The sequence below is a fragment of the Dehalobacterium formicoaceticum genome (assembly GCF_002224645.1).
Classification (GTDB): domain Bacteria; phylum Bacillota; class Dehalobacteriia; order Dehalobacteriales; family Dehalobacteriaceae; genus Dehalobacterium; species Dehalobacterium formicoaceticum.
This window is the reverse complement of record NZ_CP022121.1, coordinates 2006942-2024524: the sequence shown is the minus strand read 5'-3', so window position 1 is coordinate 2024524 and position 17583 is coordinate 2006942. Positions and strand designations below refer to the sequence as shown.

Annotated in this window: 18 protein-coding genes; 2 read left to right on the top strand and 16 right to left on the bottom strand. The window is 46.5% G+C overall.

Annotated elements, in window-relative coordinates:
- Positions 1-63: 63 nt before the first annotated feature.
- The 6 genes from CEQ75_RS09835 to rpsB all read right to left on the bottom strand — a co-directional run bounded on the left by CEQ75_RS09835 (position 64) and on the right by rpsB (position 3446).
- On the bottom strand, positions 64-228 hold the full coding sequence (locus CEQ75_RS09835; protein ID WP_089610237.1) for a DUF362 domain-containing protein: 165 nt from the start codon (positions 226-228) through the stop codon (positions 64-66).
- A 3-nt stretch (positions 229-231) separates the two neighbouring features.
- Complete coding sequence (locus CEQ75_RS09830; protein WP_089610235.1) at positions 232-462, bottom strand: PASTA domain-containing protein; 231 nt, start codon at positions 460-462, stop codon at positions 232-234.
- 6 nt (positions 463-468) lie between these two features.
- Positions 469-1026 (bottom strand): ribosome recycling factor, encoded by a 558-nt coding sequence (frr, locus tag CEQ75_RS09825; protein WP_089610233.1) that lies wholly within the window; start codon positions 1024-1026, stop codon positions 469-471.
- Positions 1023-1748, bottom strand: coding sequence for a UMP kinase (pyrH, locus tag CEQ75_RS09820; RefSeq protein WP_089610231.1), 726 nt, complete (start codon positions 1746-1748; stop codon positions 1023-1025). Before pyrH ends, frr begins: the two co-directional genes overlap by 4 nt.
- Positions 1749-1867: 119 nt before the next feature.
- Positions 1868-2515: a translation elongation factor Ts gene (tsf, locus tag CEQ75_RS09815; RefSeq protein WP_089610229.1), complete on the bottom strand. Its 648-nt coding sequence runs from the start codon at positions 2513-2515 to the stop codon at positions 1868-1870.
- Positions 2516-2747: 232 nt separating this feature from the next.
- A complete protein-coding gene (gene rpsB / locus CEQ75_RS09810) occupies positions 2748-3446 on the bottom strand; it encodes a 30S ribosomal protein S2 (protein WP_089610227.1) in 699 nt (232 codons plus the stop codon).
- An 830-nt stretch (positions 3447-4276) separates the two neighbouring features.
- Between rpsB and CEQ75_RS09800 the strand changes: the two genes are divergently transcribed.
- The gene (locus tag CEQ75_RS09800; protein WP_089610225.1) at positions 4277-4987 is read left to right on the top strand and encodes an ABC transporter ATP-binding protein; all 711 of its coding nucleotides are present in this window, start codon (positions 4277-4279) and stop codon (positions 4985-4987) included.
- Positions 4984-6213, top strand: coding sequence for an ABC transporter permease (locus tag CEQ75_RS19530; protein WP_089610223.1), 1230 nt, complete (start codon positions 4984-4986; stop codon positions 6211-6213). Before CEQ75_RS09800 ends, CEQ75_RS19530 begins: the two co-directional genes overlap by 4 nt.
- On the opposite strand, the gene CEQ75_RS18665 is transcribed toward CEQ75_RS19530, so the two are convergent.
- The 10 genes from CEQ75_RS18665 to ddlA form a co-directional block, all read right to left on the bottom strand.
- Positions 6114-6341, bottom strand: coding sequence for a hypothetical protein (locus CEQ75_RS18665; RefSeq protein ID WP_198306744.1), 228 nt, complete (start codon positions 6339-6341; stop codon positions 6114-6116). The two genes, CEQ75_RS19530 and CEQ75_RS18665, sit on opposite strands and share 100 nt — an antisense overlap.
- Before the next feature lie 74 nt (positions 6342-6415).
- The gene (gene hslU, locus CEQ75_RS09790; RefSeq protein WP_089610221.1) at positions 6416-7807 is read right to left on the bottom strand and encodes an ATP-dependent protease ATPase subunit HslU; all 1392 of its coding nucleotides are present in this window, start codon (positions 7805-7807) and stop codon (positions 6416-6418) included.
- A gap of 64 nt (positions 7808-7871) precedes the next feature.
- Positions 7872-8402 carry an ATP-dependent protease subunit HslV gene (gene hslV, locus CEQ75_RS09785; RefSeq protein ID WP_089610219.1) on the bottom strand — a complete coding sequence of 177 codons (531 nt, stop codon included), beginning with the start codon at positions 8400-8402 and terminating at the stop codon, positions 7872-7874.
- A 147-nt stretch (positions 8403-8549) separates the two neighbouring features.
- On the bottom strand, positions 8550-9548 hold the full coding sequence (xerC, locus tag CEQ75_RS09780; RefSeq protein WP_242965086.1) for a tyrosine recombinase XerC: 999 nt from the start codon (positions 9546-9548) through the stop codon (positions 8550-8552).
- A 104-nt stretch (positions 9549-9652) separates the two neighbouring features.
- Complete coding sequence (gene trmFO / locus CEQ75_RS18950) at positions 9653-11122, bottom strand: methylenetetrahydrofolate--tRNA-(uracil(54)-C(5))-methyltransferase (FADH(2)-oxidizing) TrmFO (protein WP_089610218.1); 1470 nt, start codon at positions 11120-11122, stop codon at positions 9653-9655.
- A gap of 12 nt (positions 11123-11134) precedes the next feature.
- Complete coding sequence (gene topA / locus CEQ75_RS09770; RefSeq protein WP_089610216.1) at positions 11135-13321, bottom strand: type I DNA topoisomerase; 2187 nt, start codon at positions 13319-13321, stop codon at positions 11135-11137.
- A 31-nt stretch (positions 13322-13352) separates the two neighbouring features.
- The gene (gene dprA, locus CEQ75_RS09765; protein WP_089610214.1) at positions 13353-14528 is read right to left on the bottom strand and encodes a DNA-processing protein DprA; all 1176 of its coding nucleotides are present in this window, start codon (positions 14526-14528) and stop codon (positions 13353-13355) included.
- A 38-nt stretch (positions 14529-14566) separates the two neighbouring features.
- Complete coding sequence (locus CEQ75_RS18360; RefSeq protein ID WP_157677403.1) at positions 14567-14728, bottom strand: hypothetical protein; 162 nt, start codon at positions 14726-14728, stop codon at positions 14567-14569.
- Between the two features lie 272 nt (positions 14729-15000).
- On the bottom strand, positions 15001-16383 hold the full coding sequence (locus tag CEQ75_RS09760) for a UDP-N-acetylmuramoyl-tripeptide--D-alanyl-D-alanine ligase (protein WP_089610212.1): 1383 nt from the start codon (positions 16381-16383) through the stop codon (positions 15001-15003).
- 13 nt (positions 16384-16396) lie between these two features.
- Positions 16397-17494, bottom strand: coding sequence for a D-alanine--D-alanine ligase (gene ddlA, locus CEQ75_RS09755; protein ID WP_089610210.1), 1098 nt, complete (start codon positions 17492-17494; stop codon positions 16397-16399).
- Positions 17495-17583 lie beyond the last annotated feature (89 nt).

Below are 17583 nucleotides of genomic sequence, written 5' to 3'. Positions count from 1 at the left end.
CCCTCCCTTAAATCTTAGATCCGGATTTATTAAACGACCCCCTCCAGGGAGGGGGTCTGAATCTTATTCTTCAATAATTGCTTCTGTGGGACATGCATCTACGCAAGCACCACACTCCTGGCAAAGTTCCTGATCGATTACGTAAATGTCACCTTCTTTAATGGCATCGTGGGGACATTCACTGATACATGTGCCGCAGGCAACACATTCATCTGTAATTTTGTACATCCATTACACCTCCTTTCCTTTACACACCCATTTTTCATAAACATAAGCTAATTTTACATTCTGACCGGAAGACCTTTGGCGCACTACCCGGCAGCGTCCTTCAGGACAGCCTCCTTTTGAGCTTATGGTAAGTGTTTTTTCCGTTACCACAAAACCCTGCTCCTGAAGGATCTTTTCTGCTTGATCAAGGTAAAGTCCTAAAACGTCCGGTACAGAAAGTTGAATCTTGGTCATCTCAGATTATACTTCCATAATTTCTTGTTCTTTGGTATTCATTACTTCATCCACTTTTTTAATGAATTTATCAGTGGTTTTCTGAATTTCTTCCAACCCTCTTTTGCTCTCATCCTCGGAAATTTCATGTTCTTTTTCCAAGTCTTTGATCATATCGTTGGTATCCCGGCGTACATTGCGCACTGCCACCCGGGCTTCTTCTGCTTTCTTTTTCACGCTTTTGACCAGGTCTTTACGCCGTTCCTCTGTTAATTGAGGGATGCCGATGCGAATCACATTGCCGTCACTGCTGGGTGTCAACCCTAAATCCGATTTGAGAATGGCCTTTTCAATGGCAGGAATGGTAGACTTATCCCAAGGCTGAATCAGAAGCAGCCGGGCTTCCGGAACACTCACATTGGCCATTTGATTCACCGGGGTCATTGTACCGTAATAATCTACCTGCACTTTGTCCAAAAGAGCTGGCGTGGCCCTCCCGGCCCGCAATGAGGCGAAATCTTTTTTTAATACTTCAACTGTCTTGCTCATTCTTTCTTCCGCTTCTTGAATGGTCTCACGAATCATGGTCTTATCCCTCCTATATAGGTTCCTATTTCTTCGCCTAAGACGGCTTTCAGGATATTTCCCTGTTGATTGATGTTAAAAACAATAAGTGGAATGCCGTTATCCTTGCACAGGGAGGCAGCGGTGGAATCCATAACGCCTAACCCCTGGTTTAAAACTTCCATATGACTGAGACTTTGATATTTGATCGCCGCCTGATTTTTTACCGGATCGGAATCATAAACCCCGTCTACTTTTTTGGCCATTAAAATCACTTCCGCCTCCACTTCCGCAGCCCGGAGCGCGGCTGTTGTATCTGTGGAAAAATAGGGATTCCCGGTACCGGCGGCAAAAATCACCACCCGGCCTTTTTCCAGATGGCGGATGGCCCTTCTGCGGATATAAGGTTCGGCGATCTGCCGCATTTCAATAGCCGTCTGCACCCTCGTATCCACATACACTTGCTCCAAAGCATCCTGCAAAGCCAGGGAATTCATCACCGTGGCCAGCATGCCCATATAGTCTGCCGTGGCCCGGTCCATGCCTTTGGCGCTTCCGGCGATGCCCCGCCAGATATTTCCGCCGCCAACGACAATGGCCACATCTACCCCGATATCGCGGAGTTCCTTCACTTGGCTCGCCACGGAGGAAAGCATTTCCTGATTAATGCCGTAGCCTAAATTGCCTGCCAAGGCTTCCCCGCTGAGTTTAAGCACAATTCTTTTATACTTTGGTTTTGCCATGCAGCATTACCTCCAGTCTACCACAGTATCTTTCTAATTTAAAGCTAAAAATCCTGCTCTTCGGCAAAGATTTTAACAACAAATTTTTTAAAAAAGAGCACAAAATTGTGCTCTTTTATTTAACACTTGGTCAAAGCTGCTACTTCGGCGGCCAAGTCGTTGGATTTTTTCTCTAATCCTTCAGCTACCTGGAATCGTACAAAGCGTCGCACAGAAATGTTTTCTCCGATTTTGGAGATGTTTTCATTAATCAGATCCAAAACGGTCAGATCCGGATCTTTAATGAAGGCTTGTTCCAATAAGCATACTTCTTTATAATATTTTTCGATCCGGCCTTCGACCATTTTATCCACAACTTTTTCCGGTTTTCCTTCATTTAAGGCCTGGGCACGAATGATTTCTTTTTCCTTTTCAATGACTTCTGCCGAAATCTCTTCCCGATTAATAAATTCCGGTTTGGAGGCAGCAATCTGCATTGCAATATCCTTGCACAATTGACGGAAATCGTCATTTTTGGCGACAAAATCTGTTTCACAGTTCACTTCCACCAGTACGCCGATGCGGCCGCCCCCATGAATATAAGATTCTACCAGACCTTCCGCGGCGATGCGGCCGGCTTTCTTGGCGGCAGAAGCTAAACCTTTTTCCCGTAAAAATTCGATGGCCTTATCCATATCACCGTTGGTTTCACCAAGGGCCTTTTTGCAGTCCATCATGCCTGCAGAAGTTCTTTCTCTTAATTCTTTCACCATTGCTGCTGTGATCATTTGTCTTTCGACCTCCATATTCTATTCATTTATTATCCCGTATATTATCCCGTATAAGTACGTTGTTAATTGGTTAGTTGGTTAGTGTTAGTGTTAGTTGTCAGTACCTTCTATTTTCCGTTTTCCGCAACTAATATCGACTAATATCAACTAATATTTTGAAAGCATAAAAAAGGCAGAGATGAGATAAGGTTCTACTGCCCTTGGTCATCCCTACCTATGCTTTGTGCTATTATTCAGCCATTGCCAACCCTTGGTTGCCCTCGATGACAGCATCAGCCATTTTTGCGGTGAGAAGTTTTACGGCTCTGATGGCATCATCATTGCCGGGAATTACATAATCAATTTCATCCGGATCGCAGTTGGTATCAACGATCCCCACGATAGGAATACCCAGGCGGCGGCCTTCAGCCACAGCAATTCTTTCCTTGCGCGGGTCTACTACGAAAATGGCGCCGGGCAGACCTTTCATATCTTTAATCCCGCCTAAGAAGCGTTCCAATTTCTCCATCTCGCCTCTAAGTTGAGAAACTTCTTTTTTGGGCAATACTTCAAATACGCCCTCTTCTTCCATTTTTTCAAGTTCGCGCAGACGTTGGATTCTCTTTTGGATGGTGGGAAAATTGGTGAGCATCCCGCCCAGCCATCTTTCCTTAACATAAAACATGCCGCAGCGTTCCGCTTCTTCCTTAATGGAATCCTGTGCCTGTTTCTTGGTACCGACAAAAAGGATGCTCTTGCCTTCTGCTGCTACATCCTTAATGAAGTGATAGGCATCGTCCACCTTGCCTACGGTTTTCTGCAGGTCGATAATGTAGATCCCGTTTCGTTCGGTAAAAATGTAGGCAGCCATTTTAGGGTTCCAGCGTCTCGTCTGATGTCCGAAATGTACCCCTGCTTCCAATAATTGTTTCATAGAAATTACGCCCATGGTTATTCCTCCTTTTTTTTGTTGTTACCTCCGGTTTTTTCCTCTGTTTCCCGGGACCTCATGCTAATAAGGCACATCCCGGAATCCATCCAAAACCGTGTGTAATCATACCTGAAATAGTATAGCATAAAGTGCCCTTTTCTGGCAAGTTTTTTGTCGCAAATTTCATAGTTCCTAAATTTTTAGGCAGATTCAAACAGGGGATTCAAACAGGTTCAAACAGGGGACGGTTCTTTGTTCTAGCACCGGTACGTCAAACAGGGGACGGTTCTTTGTTCTAGCACCGGTAAATCTTATTCTTGTTGTTGATGATACCGATGAATACCGCCGCGAGAATGATAATCGAGCCATAAAGAAAACCTTAACCATTCCCAACCGGTTAAATTCCAGGGCCGAAAAAGCCGGAGTTAATTTCCCCCAAACGCTTTAATCAGCACTAAAAAACAACTTAATATTATAGACCCTCCGCGCAGAAATATAAAAAGCAGTCCTAGCTGGCCGTTTTTCTTATTCCCCCCATATTATTCTATCCGGAAGTAAGTTCCATCTTCGCAATTAGCGAAAAAAAGAAGCAAGGCATTTAACCGGCTCCACTTGGATATAGGCAAATATATTTATCCTTTATCCTTTATCCTATATCCTATATCCTATATATTAATTAAAGTAGTGCTCTATACAAAATAGTTTGAGAACACTTTTTACGGTACAAACATCAATATATTTAGATTGTGGCATAGTTATTAGTATCACCATCTTTTCCCTTACATTGACTTTAAATATCATATTTTGTATCATTATTAAAGAGTCACACGTAGAAAGAGGCTATAATTTTGGACGTATTAAAAGTTGAAATTAATCATGCTGGTTATTCAGGAAATCAAGACGCTGTTAAAGATATTCACTTTACTTTAGCAGGGGGCAATCTGGTGGGTTTGATTGGACCGAACGGGGCAGGAAAAAGCACCACGATCAAGTCTATCGTAAATCTTCTTCCTGATGTGGCGGGAGATATCCGCTTTATAGGTGAAAATAAAACCTGTGCCTATATTCCGGAACAACCTGTTTTATATGATGAGCTGACTTTATGGGAACATTTAGAATTGGCGGCAGCTGCCTATGAGATGGACCGGCAATACTTTGTCAAAAGAAGTGAGGAATTACTTGCTCTGTTTCATCTTACAGAGGTGAAACATCATTTTCCCGGAAGTTTTTCCAAGGGGATGCAGCAAAAACTAATGATTATTATAGGTTTATTAATTCAACCGGAAGTATATATCATTGATGAGCCTTTTGTTGGCCTGGATCCTAGAGCAACTATGCAATTCATAAATTTATTGGAAAAAGAAAAGACACATGGAGCCGGTATTCTGATCTCCACACACCAACTGGATATCGCAGAAAGAATCTGTGATTCTATCATTTTAATAGCCGACGGTAAGTTAGTAGCCCAGGGTAACTTAAGCCAAATCCGGGAAAAATGCCTCTTGCCGAACGCCTCTTTATTTGATTGCTTCAATGCTATCCTGGAGAATGAATCATGACCACCCCTGAGAAATTATTTTGTCACAGGTTAATATCTGAATGGAAATACAACTTTGGTGTGTGGAAAACGGTTATTGATTGGACAGTAGCTTTATACATCGTAATTCCCTTCTTGGCCTTTGCCGCCTATCAATACTTGGAATGGTGGAAAGCTACTCCCCATTGGCTTGATCTAGTACCATTCAGCCTTTTCGCTATGACTTCCTTAATATTTGCCTGGTCCGGTACCATTAGGGTGTTTTTTCAAGAAGCCGATCAACTTTTTTTATGGAACCGGCATAAATGGCTTGATACCATGATCCGAAGGGGAATTATTTACTCAATTTGCCTAAACCTTACTACAAGCGTGCTTTTCTTCCTTTTGTTGGCTCCGCTTCTTATCGGGCATTACCAGATGAGTATAAATGAGCTTATCTCTTTTGGTTTAATTACTTTTTTAGTCAAGATAGTTCTGAACCTCCTAAAACAACTTCTTACTTTAATCTTTCAAGGCGTTAAGCAGTGGATTATTCTTAAAGGTATGCTCATTCTTTTCGGTTTTCTCTTTGTTACGTGCATACCTAATATCCTGTCGAACTCTACCCTTTATATTCCTTGCATCTTAATCCTGTTACTGATCATCTCCATATTGATCAATAAAAGGATGAATATTACAGGCTGCTTCCTTTTGGATATTGAGAGAGAATATCGCGAGAGGTTAAAATATGTAACTTTTTTATTAAAGGTATCCGGAACAAATTTCAAGAATCCTCAAAAGCCGAAAAAGCGGCCCTTGCTTTTTCGAAATTCCAATATAATTTTTAATAAACGTACAGCTGTGAATGGATTAGTGGAATTCGGTATTAAGTCAACTTTAAGAAGCAAACAACGCATGCAGCAATATATTACATTCGTTTCCATCTGCCTCTTAGCAGTGTTGGGGTTTTCCACTTATAAGTGGCTGATCTGGTTCATACTTTCTTTTATTCTAACTAATTTTGTCAATGTAGATTGGAAAGAATCAATGAGATCTGATTTCATTAAGGTCTTTCAGTGGAAAAAGGAAGATAAATACCTTGCTACACGCAAGTTCCTATTTTTAATGTCACTGCCTGGCCTGATGGTAGTCAGTTTTGCCATAGGTTATCAGACCTTCTCATGGATTGAAGCAATTGCTTTTTTACCGTTAAGCGTAGGGGTAGCTTTTCTTATGAGTAAAATCGTTTCACTATATAGCTCTTTCTGATATTTTTCAAGAATATCAATGAATTTTTCATTATCTTCTTCATTCTCAAATATGGTCTGCTGGTTGATCCCTCTTAACATAATATGATATTTTCCATTTTCACTCTTTTCCCTTGCCGTTCTTGGCATAAAAAATCGCCTCGCCAGTATGCTACCATACTGGTGAGGCGATTGTCAAACAAAGAACCGTCCCCTGTTCTACCCTAGAGGATATATTTGCTCAGATCTTCATTCCTGATCACATTGCCCAGCTTTCCTTCCACGTAATCCCGGGTAATGGTCACTTGGCTTTCTGCGGCGTCGGGGGCATCAAAAAGGAGATCTTCCAGTACCTTTTCTAGAATGGTATGGAGACGCCGGGCACCGATATTTTCCGTCTGGCCATTCACCAGATCGGCAATTTCCGCAATGGCGTCAATGCCGTCTTCGCCAAAAGTAATATGAACACCGTCCGTCTGGAGCAAAGCCACATATTGCTTGATCAGGGAGTTTTGCGGCTCCAATAAAATGCGCTTAAAATCTTCCTTATACAGGCTGTCTAATTCCACCCGGATGGGGAAACGGCCTTGCAACTCAGGAATCAAATCCGAGGGCTTAGCAATATGAAAGGCACCGGCGGCAATAAAGAGCATATAATCTGTCTTCACCGGGCCGTACTTGGTCATCACGGTAGAACCTTCCACAATGGGTAGAATATCTCGCTGCACCCCTTCCCGGGAAACATCAACACCGCCGTGACCGTTCTTCCCTGCAATTTTATCAATTTCATCCAGAAAGATGATCCCCGATTGTTCCGCCCGGTTGACACCGAGACTGATGACCTCATCCATATCAATTAATTTCTGGGCTTCCTCCTGGGCCAGAATTTTCCGGGCTTCCGAGACAGGAAGGCGCCTTTTCTTTCTTTTTTTCGGGATCATGTTGCCCAGCATATCCTGGAGATTCATGCCCATTTCTTCCATGCCGGTGCCTCCGAAGATTTCCATCATGGGCGGGGACTGCTCATCCAGCTCCACCTCCACCATTTCGTCTTCCAGCTCACCCCGGTGTAATTGCTCCTTGATGCGGGCTCTTCTCTGGCGCACTTCTTCCCGCACATTGCCTTCATGATTGTCCTCCTGAGGTTCGCTTCCGCCCCCGAAAAGCATTTCCATGGGATTGCGGCCGCCACTTTTGCCGGGCTTAGGTGCCAAGAGATCAAGAAGGCGGTTCTCGGCTAATTGTTCTCCTTTACTCCGCATCTGCTCCATTTTTTCACTTTTCACGCCCCGAATGGAAGTCTCCACCAAATCACGAATAATGGACTCCACATCCCGCCCGACGTAGCCCACTTCGGTAAATTTTGTCGCTTCCACCTTAATAAAGGGAGCATGGACCAGCTTGGCCAGACGGCGGGCAATCTCAGTTTTTCCCACCCCGGTAGGGCCGATCATAATAATGTTTTTGGGCATGATTTCATCTTGGATGGCCGGCCCCAGCTGTTGTCGGCGGTAGCGGTTCCTGAGCGACACGGCCACACATTTTTTGGCATTTTGCTGCCCGACAATATATTTGTCCAATTCCTTCACGATTTGACGGGGAGTTAAATTTACCATTTCCATCCTCCTAGCTTTCAATTATCCAATATCCAATCGTCCCTTCGCTTTAGCCCTGGGAGTGTCAAAGTTCTTCGATGGTGATATTGTGATTGGTATAGACACAGATATCCGCAGCGATTTTCAGGGCTTCCTCCACAATGGCGCGCGGTTCCAGATCAGAATGAGCAGCCAGAGCCCGGGCCGCAGCCAAAGCATATGGTCCGCCGGAACCGACGGCCGTAATATTATCATCCGGTTCAATCACTTCACCCGTACCTGATAAGACGAGGAGATTATCTTTATCCGCCACAATCAGCATCGCTTCCAGCTGGCGCATATATTTGTCCATGCGCCATTCTTTGGCCAGCTCCACGGCAGCTCTTTGCAGATTGCCTCGGTATTCCTCCAGCTTGGTTTCAAATTTCCCTAACAAGGTAAAGGCATCGGCCACGGAACCGGCAAACCCGGTTACCACCTTATCATGATAGATTTTGCGCACTTTTTTGGCCCTGTGCTTCATGGCAATGGAGTTGCCCAGGGTCACCTGGCCGTCTCCGGCTACGGCAACCCGATCGCCCCGCCGCACGGCCACAATGGTAGTTCCATGAAACATATCACAAACACCTCCTAGCAGGATATTTTTAATTATAAGACTATTTGGCAGCTTATCATGTCATCCTGAACGACAGCGACAGTGACAGCGAAGGATCTTGTCCTTTCAGGATTCTTTGCTGCCGCCCAAAATGACTCTTAGCACCCCTTATGCCCTGGGATGGGTTTCGAGATACACTTTTTTCATGTGGCCTTTGGTCACATGGGTATAAATTTGCGTAGTGGACATATTGACATGACCCAACAATTCCTGTACGGAACGCAGGTCCGCCCCCCCTTCCAAAAGATGGGTGGCAAAGGTATGGCGCAGGGTATGAGGGCTGATTTCCCTGTTCAGGGCCGTTTGATCCACATATTTATTGACAATGTTTCGCACACTCCGGGCAGAGAGTCGGGTGCCGAATTTATTTAAAAAAAGAGCCTTTTCCTCTTCATTATTTTCCTTAATATCCTTAATATCCTTAATATCCTTACTTCCCCTGTTTTTCGCCGCCTGTTTGGTACGCCCGTCGTAAAGATAAGCTTTTAAAGCTTCCATGGCCGGCACCCCCAATGGGGCAATGCGTTCCTTTTTCCCTTTACCGGTAACCTTCGCGCAGCCAAGATGGAAATCCAGATCATGAATATTTAAGCCCACCAACTCGCTTACCCGAAGCCCCCCGGCATAAATAGCTTCCAGAATAGCCCGGTCCCGCTGCCCCATAGGGGACTGATCCGGTGCTGCCAAAAGAGCTTCCATTTCCTTCTGATAAAGAAACTGAGGCAGCTTCTTTTCCTTTTTGGGCGTGCTGATCATCAGCATCGGATTATTCCCAATAATATCCTCCCGGCTTAAATAACGATAAAAAGACCGGAGGGCGGCCAGCTTGCGGGCCAGGGTTGTACGTTCCAGACCCCTTTTTTTCAATTCCGCCAAATAACGCCGTACCGTGAGGTAATCTATCTGAGTGGGATCCACTCCTTTGGCACCACCTGACCAATCCTGAATTAAAAATTGGGTAAACTCTTCCAGATCATGACCGTATGCTTCCATGGTATGAGGGGAGGCATGCTTCTCCATCCGCAAGTATGCCATAAATTGTTCCACCAGTAAGTCCATGGAACTACCCGGGGAAAGATCATTTGCCTGCTCTTTTTTCTTGTCCATCCCGCCATTCTCCTTTGTTAGTTGGTTATTTGTTTGTTGGTTAGTGGTCGGTTGGTCGGTTGGTCGGTTAGTCGGTTAGTCGGTAGTCGGTAGTCGGTAGTCAGTTAATCGGTAGTCAGTTGGTTAACTTTGATAAATTGCTCCAGAGCGGCCAGAGATCTCTCCGCCAGTTGGCGGTTTTTTTCTTTTTTGTCCCGAATGCGTTTTTCTAATGACGGCATAATGCCAAAATTGATATTCATAGGCTGAAAATCCTTGCCCTCGCCAGTGGTAATGTAATGACACAGACTCCCCAGGGCGCTTTCCCGGGGGAAAATCACCGGCTCCCGGTTATGAATGAGACGTGCCCCATTAATCCCTGCCACCAGGCCGGCGGCTGCCGACTCCACGTAACCTTCTACCCCGGTAATTTGTCCGGCAAAGAAAATCCGGGGGTCCTTTCTGCTCTGCAAAGTGGGGAGCAGAACCTGGGGTGAATTGATATAGGTATTGCGGTGCATCACCCCGTAGCGGACAAATTCCGCTGCTGCCAAGCCGGGAATCATGGAGAAAATGCGCCGCTGCTCAGACCATCTCAGGTGGGTCTGAAAGCCCACTAGATTATACAAGGTGGCGGCGGCATTATCCTGGCGCAGCTGGACCACAGCATAGGGGCGTTTTCCCGTCCGGGGGTCTGTTAAACCAACGGGTTTCAAAGGACCAAAAGCCAGGGTTTTTCTCCCCCGGCGCGCCATTTCCTCCACAGGCATACAGCCTTCAAAATATTTTTCCTTAACCCCTGCTTTGATTGGTTCATAACCATTGATATCATGATTGAGCTGTTCATGCTTTTCATGCTTTTCATGCTGTTCATTTTCTATTTTTTCTGCTTGTTCATTTTTTATTTGTTCAATTTGCTCATTTTCTATGTGCTCATTTTCCTGCTCAAATTCATGTGCTGCATGGACTTCCCCGTTAATCAAAGCTTCATAAAAACGGTCATATTCCTCTTCCGTCATGGGACAATTCAGATAATCATCTTCTCCTTTCCCATAACGGGAGGCGCGAAAAACAATTTCCTGGTTAACGGAGGCCAGGGTGACAATAGGAGCAACAGCATCATGAAAATAAAGGTAGTCGGTGCCTAAGAATTTCCCGATCTCCCGGGCCAGCGGTGCACTGGTTAAAGGTCCGCTGGCCAGAATGACAATGCCTTCCCCGGGAATGGTTTGGGCCTCCTGCCGCATGACAGTGATCCGGGGGTGATTTTCAATTTTTTCGGTAATGGTATGGGCAAAGCCTTCCCGATCCACCGCCAGGGCACCGCCCGCCGGTACCCGGTGCTGGTCGGCGCTGGTCATAATCAGGGAGCGGCAGCGGCGCATTTCTTCCTTTAAAAGGCCCACGGCATTTTCGATGTTCGCAGCCCGGAGGGAATTACTGCAGACCAGTTCGGCAAAATCACCGCTATGGTGTACCGGTGATTTTTTCTCCGGACGCATTTCGATCAGTTTAACGGCAGCACCCCTTTCGGCGGCTTGCCAGGCGGCCTCGGCCCCGGCTAACCCGGCCCCGATGATGGTTATTTCAGGCATATGCTTATACTCCTATTCTTGTTCCTTTTCCCGGGTTTCTTCCTTTTCCGGAATTTCTTCTTTTTCCAAGGTTTTTTCCTGTTCCAGAGCTTCTTCCTGTTCCGGTTCTTTTTCCCGGGCTTTACATTGGGGGCAGTAAACGGTTTTTTCTTGCTTTTTGTTTACTTTTTCCACCATCATGCTGCCGCAGGTGGGACAGGCTTCCCCAGTGGGTTTATCCCAGGAAACATACTCACATTCCGGGTAATTTTTGCAGCCGTAAAAGATACGGCCTCTTTTCCCCTTCCGTTCCACAATCTCTCCGCCGCAAGCCAAACATTTGACGCCGATTTCCGTTAAAATCGGCTTGGTGTTGCGACACTCCGGAAAACCGGGACAGGCCAGAAATCTGCCGTAGCGGCCCAGCTTATAGACCATATTGCGTCCGCATTTTTCACAAATCTCATCTGAGACCTCATCTTCGATTTCAATTTCCCCAATTTGCTCCTCAGCATACTCCAGATCTTTTTGGAAAGGGGGGTAAAATTCATTGAGGATTTGTTTCCAGGGAAGCTTTCCTTCCTCCACCAGGTCCAACTGTTCTTCCATCCCGGCGGTAAACTCCACATCCAGGATTTTGGGGAAATATTCTTTTAATAAATCTACCACCAGCTTACCTAATTCGGTGGCATGAAATTGTTTTTCCTGACGGAGCACATAACCCCGGGCTAAAATGGTATCGATAATAGGGGCATAGGTGCTGGGCCGCCCGATGCCTTTTTCCTCCATGGTTTTTACCAGTGAGGCATCGGAAAAACGGGGCGGCGGCTGGGTAAAATGCTGCTTGGGAATGAATTTTTCCAAAGTGAGACTTTGCCCCTCTGTCACCTGGGGAATAAGATCGTTTTCATCCGCAGTTTCATCATCTTTCCCTTCGATATATACCTGCATAAAGCCGGGAAACCGGACAATAGTTCCTGAAGCCCGGAATAAGAAATCCCGGCTTTGATCGACTGTATCATGCTCTCCTTTAATATCCACGGTGGTCACATCCAAAATAGCGGAACTCATTTGACTGGCCACAAAACGCTCCCAAATCAATTTATAGAGCTTAAACTGAGGCCCCTTTAAAAAGGGTTTCACCTGCTCCGGAGTACGCAGCACCGCGGAAGGACGAATGGCCTCATGGGCATTTTGCACTTTGCCTTTACCTTTATCAGCAAATTGGCGTACCTGCTCCGGTACAAAGGGTGTCCCGTATTTATTTTGGATAAATTCCCGAGCCTCTTGCTGCGCCGTTTCCGAAAGACGAGTGGAATCGGTACGCATATAGGTGATCAGACCAACTGTGCCCTCACCCACATCCAGCCCCTCATAAAGCTGTTGGGCCAGCTGCATGGTCTTACGGGCCGTGAAACTCAGCTTGCGGGAAGCTTCCTGCTGCATGCTGCTGGTGGTAAAGGGGGGAGAAGGATTACGTTTTTTCTCCTTTTTGACAATTTTGTCCACCACAAAAGGCAACCGACCCAGTTCGGCCAATATCTGATCCATGGTCTCCTGATTTGGGATTTCAACCTTTTGGTTGTTGATCTTAAATAGTTTCGCCGTTAGGGGTTTTTGATCGGCACGAAAATCTCCGGTCAGGCTCCAGTATTCTTCTTGGATGAAATTTTCAATTTCTTCCTCCCGGTCGCAGATCAGGCGCATGGCCACGGATTGCACCCGACCGGCGCTCAATCCCTTACGCACCTTTTTCCACAGGAGGGGACTTAATTTATAACCCACCAATCGGTCCAGAGTGCGCCGGGCTTGTTGAGCATCCACCCGGTCCATATCCAAAGCCCGAGGCTTTTTCACCGCCGCCTGAATTGCCGTCTTGGTGATTTCATTAAATTCAATGCGGCATTTTTCCTCATCGGGAATGCCCAAATAGGTTTTTAAATGCCAGGCAATGGCTTCCCCTTCCCGGTCCGGGTCAGCGGCAAGCAGAATCTTAGAAGACTTTTTAGCACTGGCCTTTAATTCCTTTAAAAGCTCCCCTTTGCCCCGAATGGTAATATATTTGGGCTCGAAATTATTTTCTGTATCCACCCCCAGCTGGCTTTTGGGCAGATCCCGAATATGGCCCATGGAGGATTTGACCGTATAATTGCGGCCCAAAAATTTACCGATGCTTTTGGCCTTGGTGGGGGACTCCACAATCACTAAAGTTTTTGACATACACTCACCTCTAACAGGGTTCGATTTAAGATTATAGAATAACATTTATCATATAATATTTACCCGGTGTCTGCTTTATTAAACCTTTAATTTCCCATTGGGTTAAAAGGGCAGCCAGTTCCGGTGCCCCAAGACCTGATTGCTCCGCCAATTGATCAAAATGGACGCTGCCTCCGGTCAAAAGCTCCAGCAGTTCCCGTTCTTGCTGGGAAAAGGTAAATAAATTCGTTTTTTCCGGTTGCTGCTCCTTTTGCCCATAGTCTGCACCATAACCTTCCAGATATTCCTCCAGAATATCCTGGGCCTTCTCCACTAATTTCGCTCCCTGGAGAATTAATTTGTGGGTACCCCGGCTTAAAGGGCTGGTCACGGGACCGGGCAGGGCAAAAACATCCCGTCCCTGCTCCAAGGCATAATCCACGGTGATCAGGGAACCGCTCTTTTCCGCTGCTTCCACCACCAGCACCCCTTTGCTCACACCGCTGATAATACGGTTGCGCATGGGGAAATGATGCTGCAAAGGAGGTGCCCCTAAGGGAAATTCAGAAAGAATTACGCCCTTTTCGGCGATTTCCTGATAAAGCTCCCGATTTTCCCGGGGATAAACCACATCAATGCCGCATCCTAAAACGGCCATGGTCTTGCCATCCGCCTTAAGGCAGCCCTTGTGACTCCAGGTATCAATGCCCCGAGCCAAACCGCTCACTACCCAAACGCTTTCCTTTGCTAAATCCCGGGCGATGGTTTCCGCCATTAAACGCCCATAAGCCGTAGCCTTCCGGGAGCCCACCATGGCGATACATTGCTCCTCCTCTTTAGGCAACTTGCCTCGATAAAAAAGGAAGGATGGGGGATCATAAATGTTTTTCAAATTCTTCGGATAATCCTGATCCTCCAAGGTGATAATCCGAGCATCAGCCTGGAAAAATTGGTCCAAGACCCGATCTGCCTGACTTTCCGGACAGTTTTTTTTCGGAGGAACTCCATGCCCGAAGCAAAATCCTGAAATATCCAGCCAACGGTCACTCTGTTGCCAAGCATACTCAAAACTTTGAAAATAGTCAACCAATATTTTCAGCTGCCGTTGGCTCATGCCCGGCAAGCTGTATAAGGCCAAAAGATATTTTAATTCCCGCTCTTCCATCTCTGTCTCTCCCCCCTGCGTCTGCCCAGCTTGGTTCTTTTTAGACTGATCTCTAGCTTTCATTTTCTCCCTTAAAGAGAAAAATCCTTTTTTTGGTCAGCTTATGTTCTGCTGCTTTTCCCATGATTCTCTCCAAAGCTATCGCTTTTATTTTTTAGTCCCTTATTTTCTTTGTTCTTTTTCTTTTCCTGACTGCTGACCAACTGTCCAACTGTCCAACTGTCCAACTGTCCAACTGTCCAACTGTCGTCTCCCGTTGTCAAAGTACTTGCTTCCCGTTATAATCAATAATACAGAAAAGTCCATAAGTTAAGTTACAAGAGAGGAGACTGCCGGTGGATGCTCTAAAGGATTTTCTCGCCGTAAATTTACCTAATATTTTTTCTGTCATTGTGGTACTGATCTTTGCCCGCATGGCCTGGAAGGCTTGGAAAAACCGCCCCTAGCAATATGGAAGGCAATTGGGGAGAGAGGGCTGGGGCAGGTTCCGTTGATTGCAACAGGACCTGCCCCAGCCCTCTCTTTCTGCCAGGTATTATCTTTGCCAAAGGGTCAAAATTCGCTCCATCTCCATGCCCCGGGAACCTTTAAGCAAAACCACGTCCCCCGGTTGGAGATAAGCTTTTAAAAAGGAGACGATTTCTTCATGGCTAGCGAGTATTCGACATTTTTCCTCATTGTCGATTCCTGCCGCGACATCAGCAGCATTTTCTCCCATCAGCACCGTAAAATCCACATCATTCTCCCGGCACATTTGCCCCACCTGGAAATGACCCGGCCCGGCAAAAGCCCCTAACTCGAAGATATTGCCCAGCACTGCCACGGATTTTTTTCCCCGGGCCAGCCTCTTTAAAACTGCCAGGGCTGATTTCATGGAATCAGGGCTGGCATTGTAGCAATCATTGATAAATTGGATGCCGTCCAGTTCCAGAATCTCACCCCGCATCGTCTCCAACCTAAAGCCGGCCATCCCGGCCTGGGCTTCTTCAGGACTTAAGCCTAGTTCCATAGCACAGGCAATGCCCATTAAGCCATTGGCTACATGATGCTCCCCCAGGGCGGCAATATGGAAGGGATACGTTTTTCCCTGTATCTCCACCTTAAAGGAAACTCCGGCCTCCCCTTGATGCTCCAGGTCAAAGGCGGTATAATCCGCAGGTTTTTCCACGGCCACCGTCAGGATTCGGCCGGTAAATTTATTCTTCAGTTCAGGAAAGGTTGCAAAAATTTCTCCCAACAAGGGATCATTGCCGTTTAAGATTAAAAGACCCTTCTCTCCCATGCCCTCCACAATTTCCATCTTGGCTTTAAGAATGTTTTCCCGGCCGCCCAGTCTTTCGATATGGGAGACGCCGATATTGGTAATCACGGCAATATTGGGCCGGGCCGTCCCGGTGAGGAGACGAATTTCCCCCTGGCCCCGCATGCCCATCTCCAACACCATCACATCCTGGTCCTCCCGCCACCCTAAAATCGTCTGAGGCAGGCCGATCTCATTATTAAAATTACCTGCTGTTTTATGTACCTTGAGCTTGGCGGAAAGCACGGCGGCAATCATATTTTTGGTGCTGGTCTTCCCCACGCTGCCTGTCACGGCAATCACCGGCTTATCAAACTTTTGCCGGTAGGCTTTAGCCAGATCTAGGTAAGCCTGGCGGGTATCCGGCACCAAAATAAAAGGAAGGGCGGGATCGGTCAAAACATGGCGTTCCGCCAGCACCGCCCCTGCCCCCTTAGCCACCGCTTGGGGGATAAAATCATGACCGTCAAAAAGATCTCCCCGGAGTGCCAGAAAAAGATCCCCCGGTTTTACCTTTCTGCTGTCCGTAGAAACCTGCTCAATCTTAAGATTCGACGAATCTCCCCGGAGTTCCCCTGCCACCTCCCGGGCAATTTCATCCAAGGTCATACTTTTCATTGATTCCACCCCATTATTTGGATGTTTTCAGGGCTGCATCCTGCTGAAATTTCTCCATACCCAAGGTTAGCAAACGGTCAATTAAATCGGTATAAGAAATCCCGGAAATCTCCCAAAGCTTGGGATACATGCTGATGGAGGTAAAGCCGGGCAGGGTGTTAATTTCGTTAATGATCACTTCTTCTTCCGGGGTGAGGAAAACGTCCACCCGTGCCAAACCCTGGCAGCATAAAGCCTGATAAGTCTGAATAGCGGCCTTTTGCACCTTTGCCACAGCCTCCGGAGATAACTCTGCCGGAATTTTAATAATGGAATCCTGGTCATTGACATATTTGGCATCATAGGAATAGAAATCCTTGGTGTTAATCACTTCTCCCGGGATGGAGGCCCGGGGACATTCATTGCCAAGAACGGCACATTCAATTTCCCGCCCGATAATGGCGCTTTCCACGATTAATTTATGATCGTATAAAAAGGCCTCTTCAATTGCCGCCTCAAATTCACCTTCGTTTTCCACCTTGCTGATGCCCACAGAGGAACCTAAGTTAGCCGGTTTGACAAATACGGGCAAGCCCAATTTGGCAACGATCTCATGATAACCGGGATTTTCTTCTTCTCCCGGGTATTTATAAAGCACCAGAAAGTTGGCATTAGGGAGATTGGCATCCCGAAGCAGTCTTTTCATCACATCCTTATCCATCCCCACGGCAGAACCCAAAACATCCGGTCCGACAAAGGGAATTCCCGCCAGCTTTAAGGCCCCTTGCACCGTACCGTCTTCTCCAAAAGGGCCGTGCAGGATCGGGAAAACAATATCCAGCTGGGGCACCGGTTTTTCCCCTTTTAAATTGATCAGCTGATTCTCGCCCCCTCCGGTAACCAAAGCCAGAATTTCTTCCGGCTGCTCCGGCTCCGCCACAAAATCAAAGGGCACCCCTGCCTCAATCTTCCGATCCAGCGTCCAGCGTCCTGACTTGCTGATGCCGATCATCGTCACCTGATACTTATTTTTATCAACGGCTTGATAGATATTCCTGGCCGAACGTACCGAAACCTCATGCTCTGCCGATTTCCCGCCGAATAGAATACCTGCATGAATTTTTTTTGTCATGGCCCAACCTCCAAAATTATGGTTCTTTTCCCAGATCCTATCGTTATTTTGTATCTTTATTTTGTATGTTTATTCTGCCTCTTTTATAC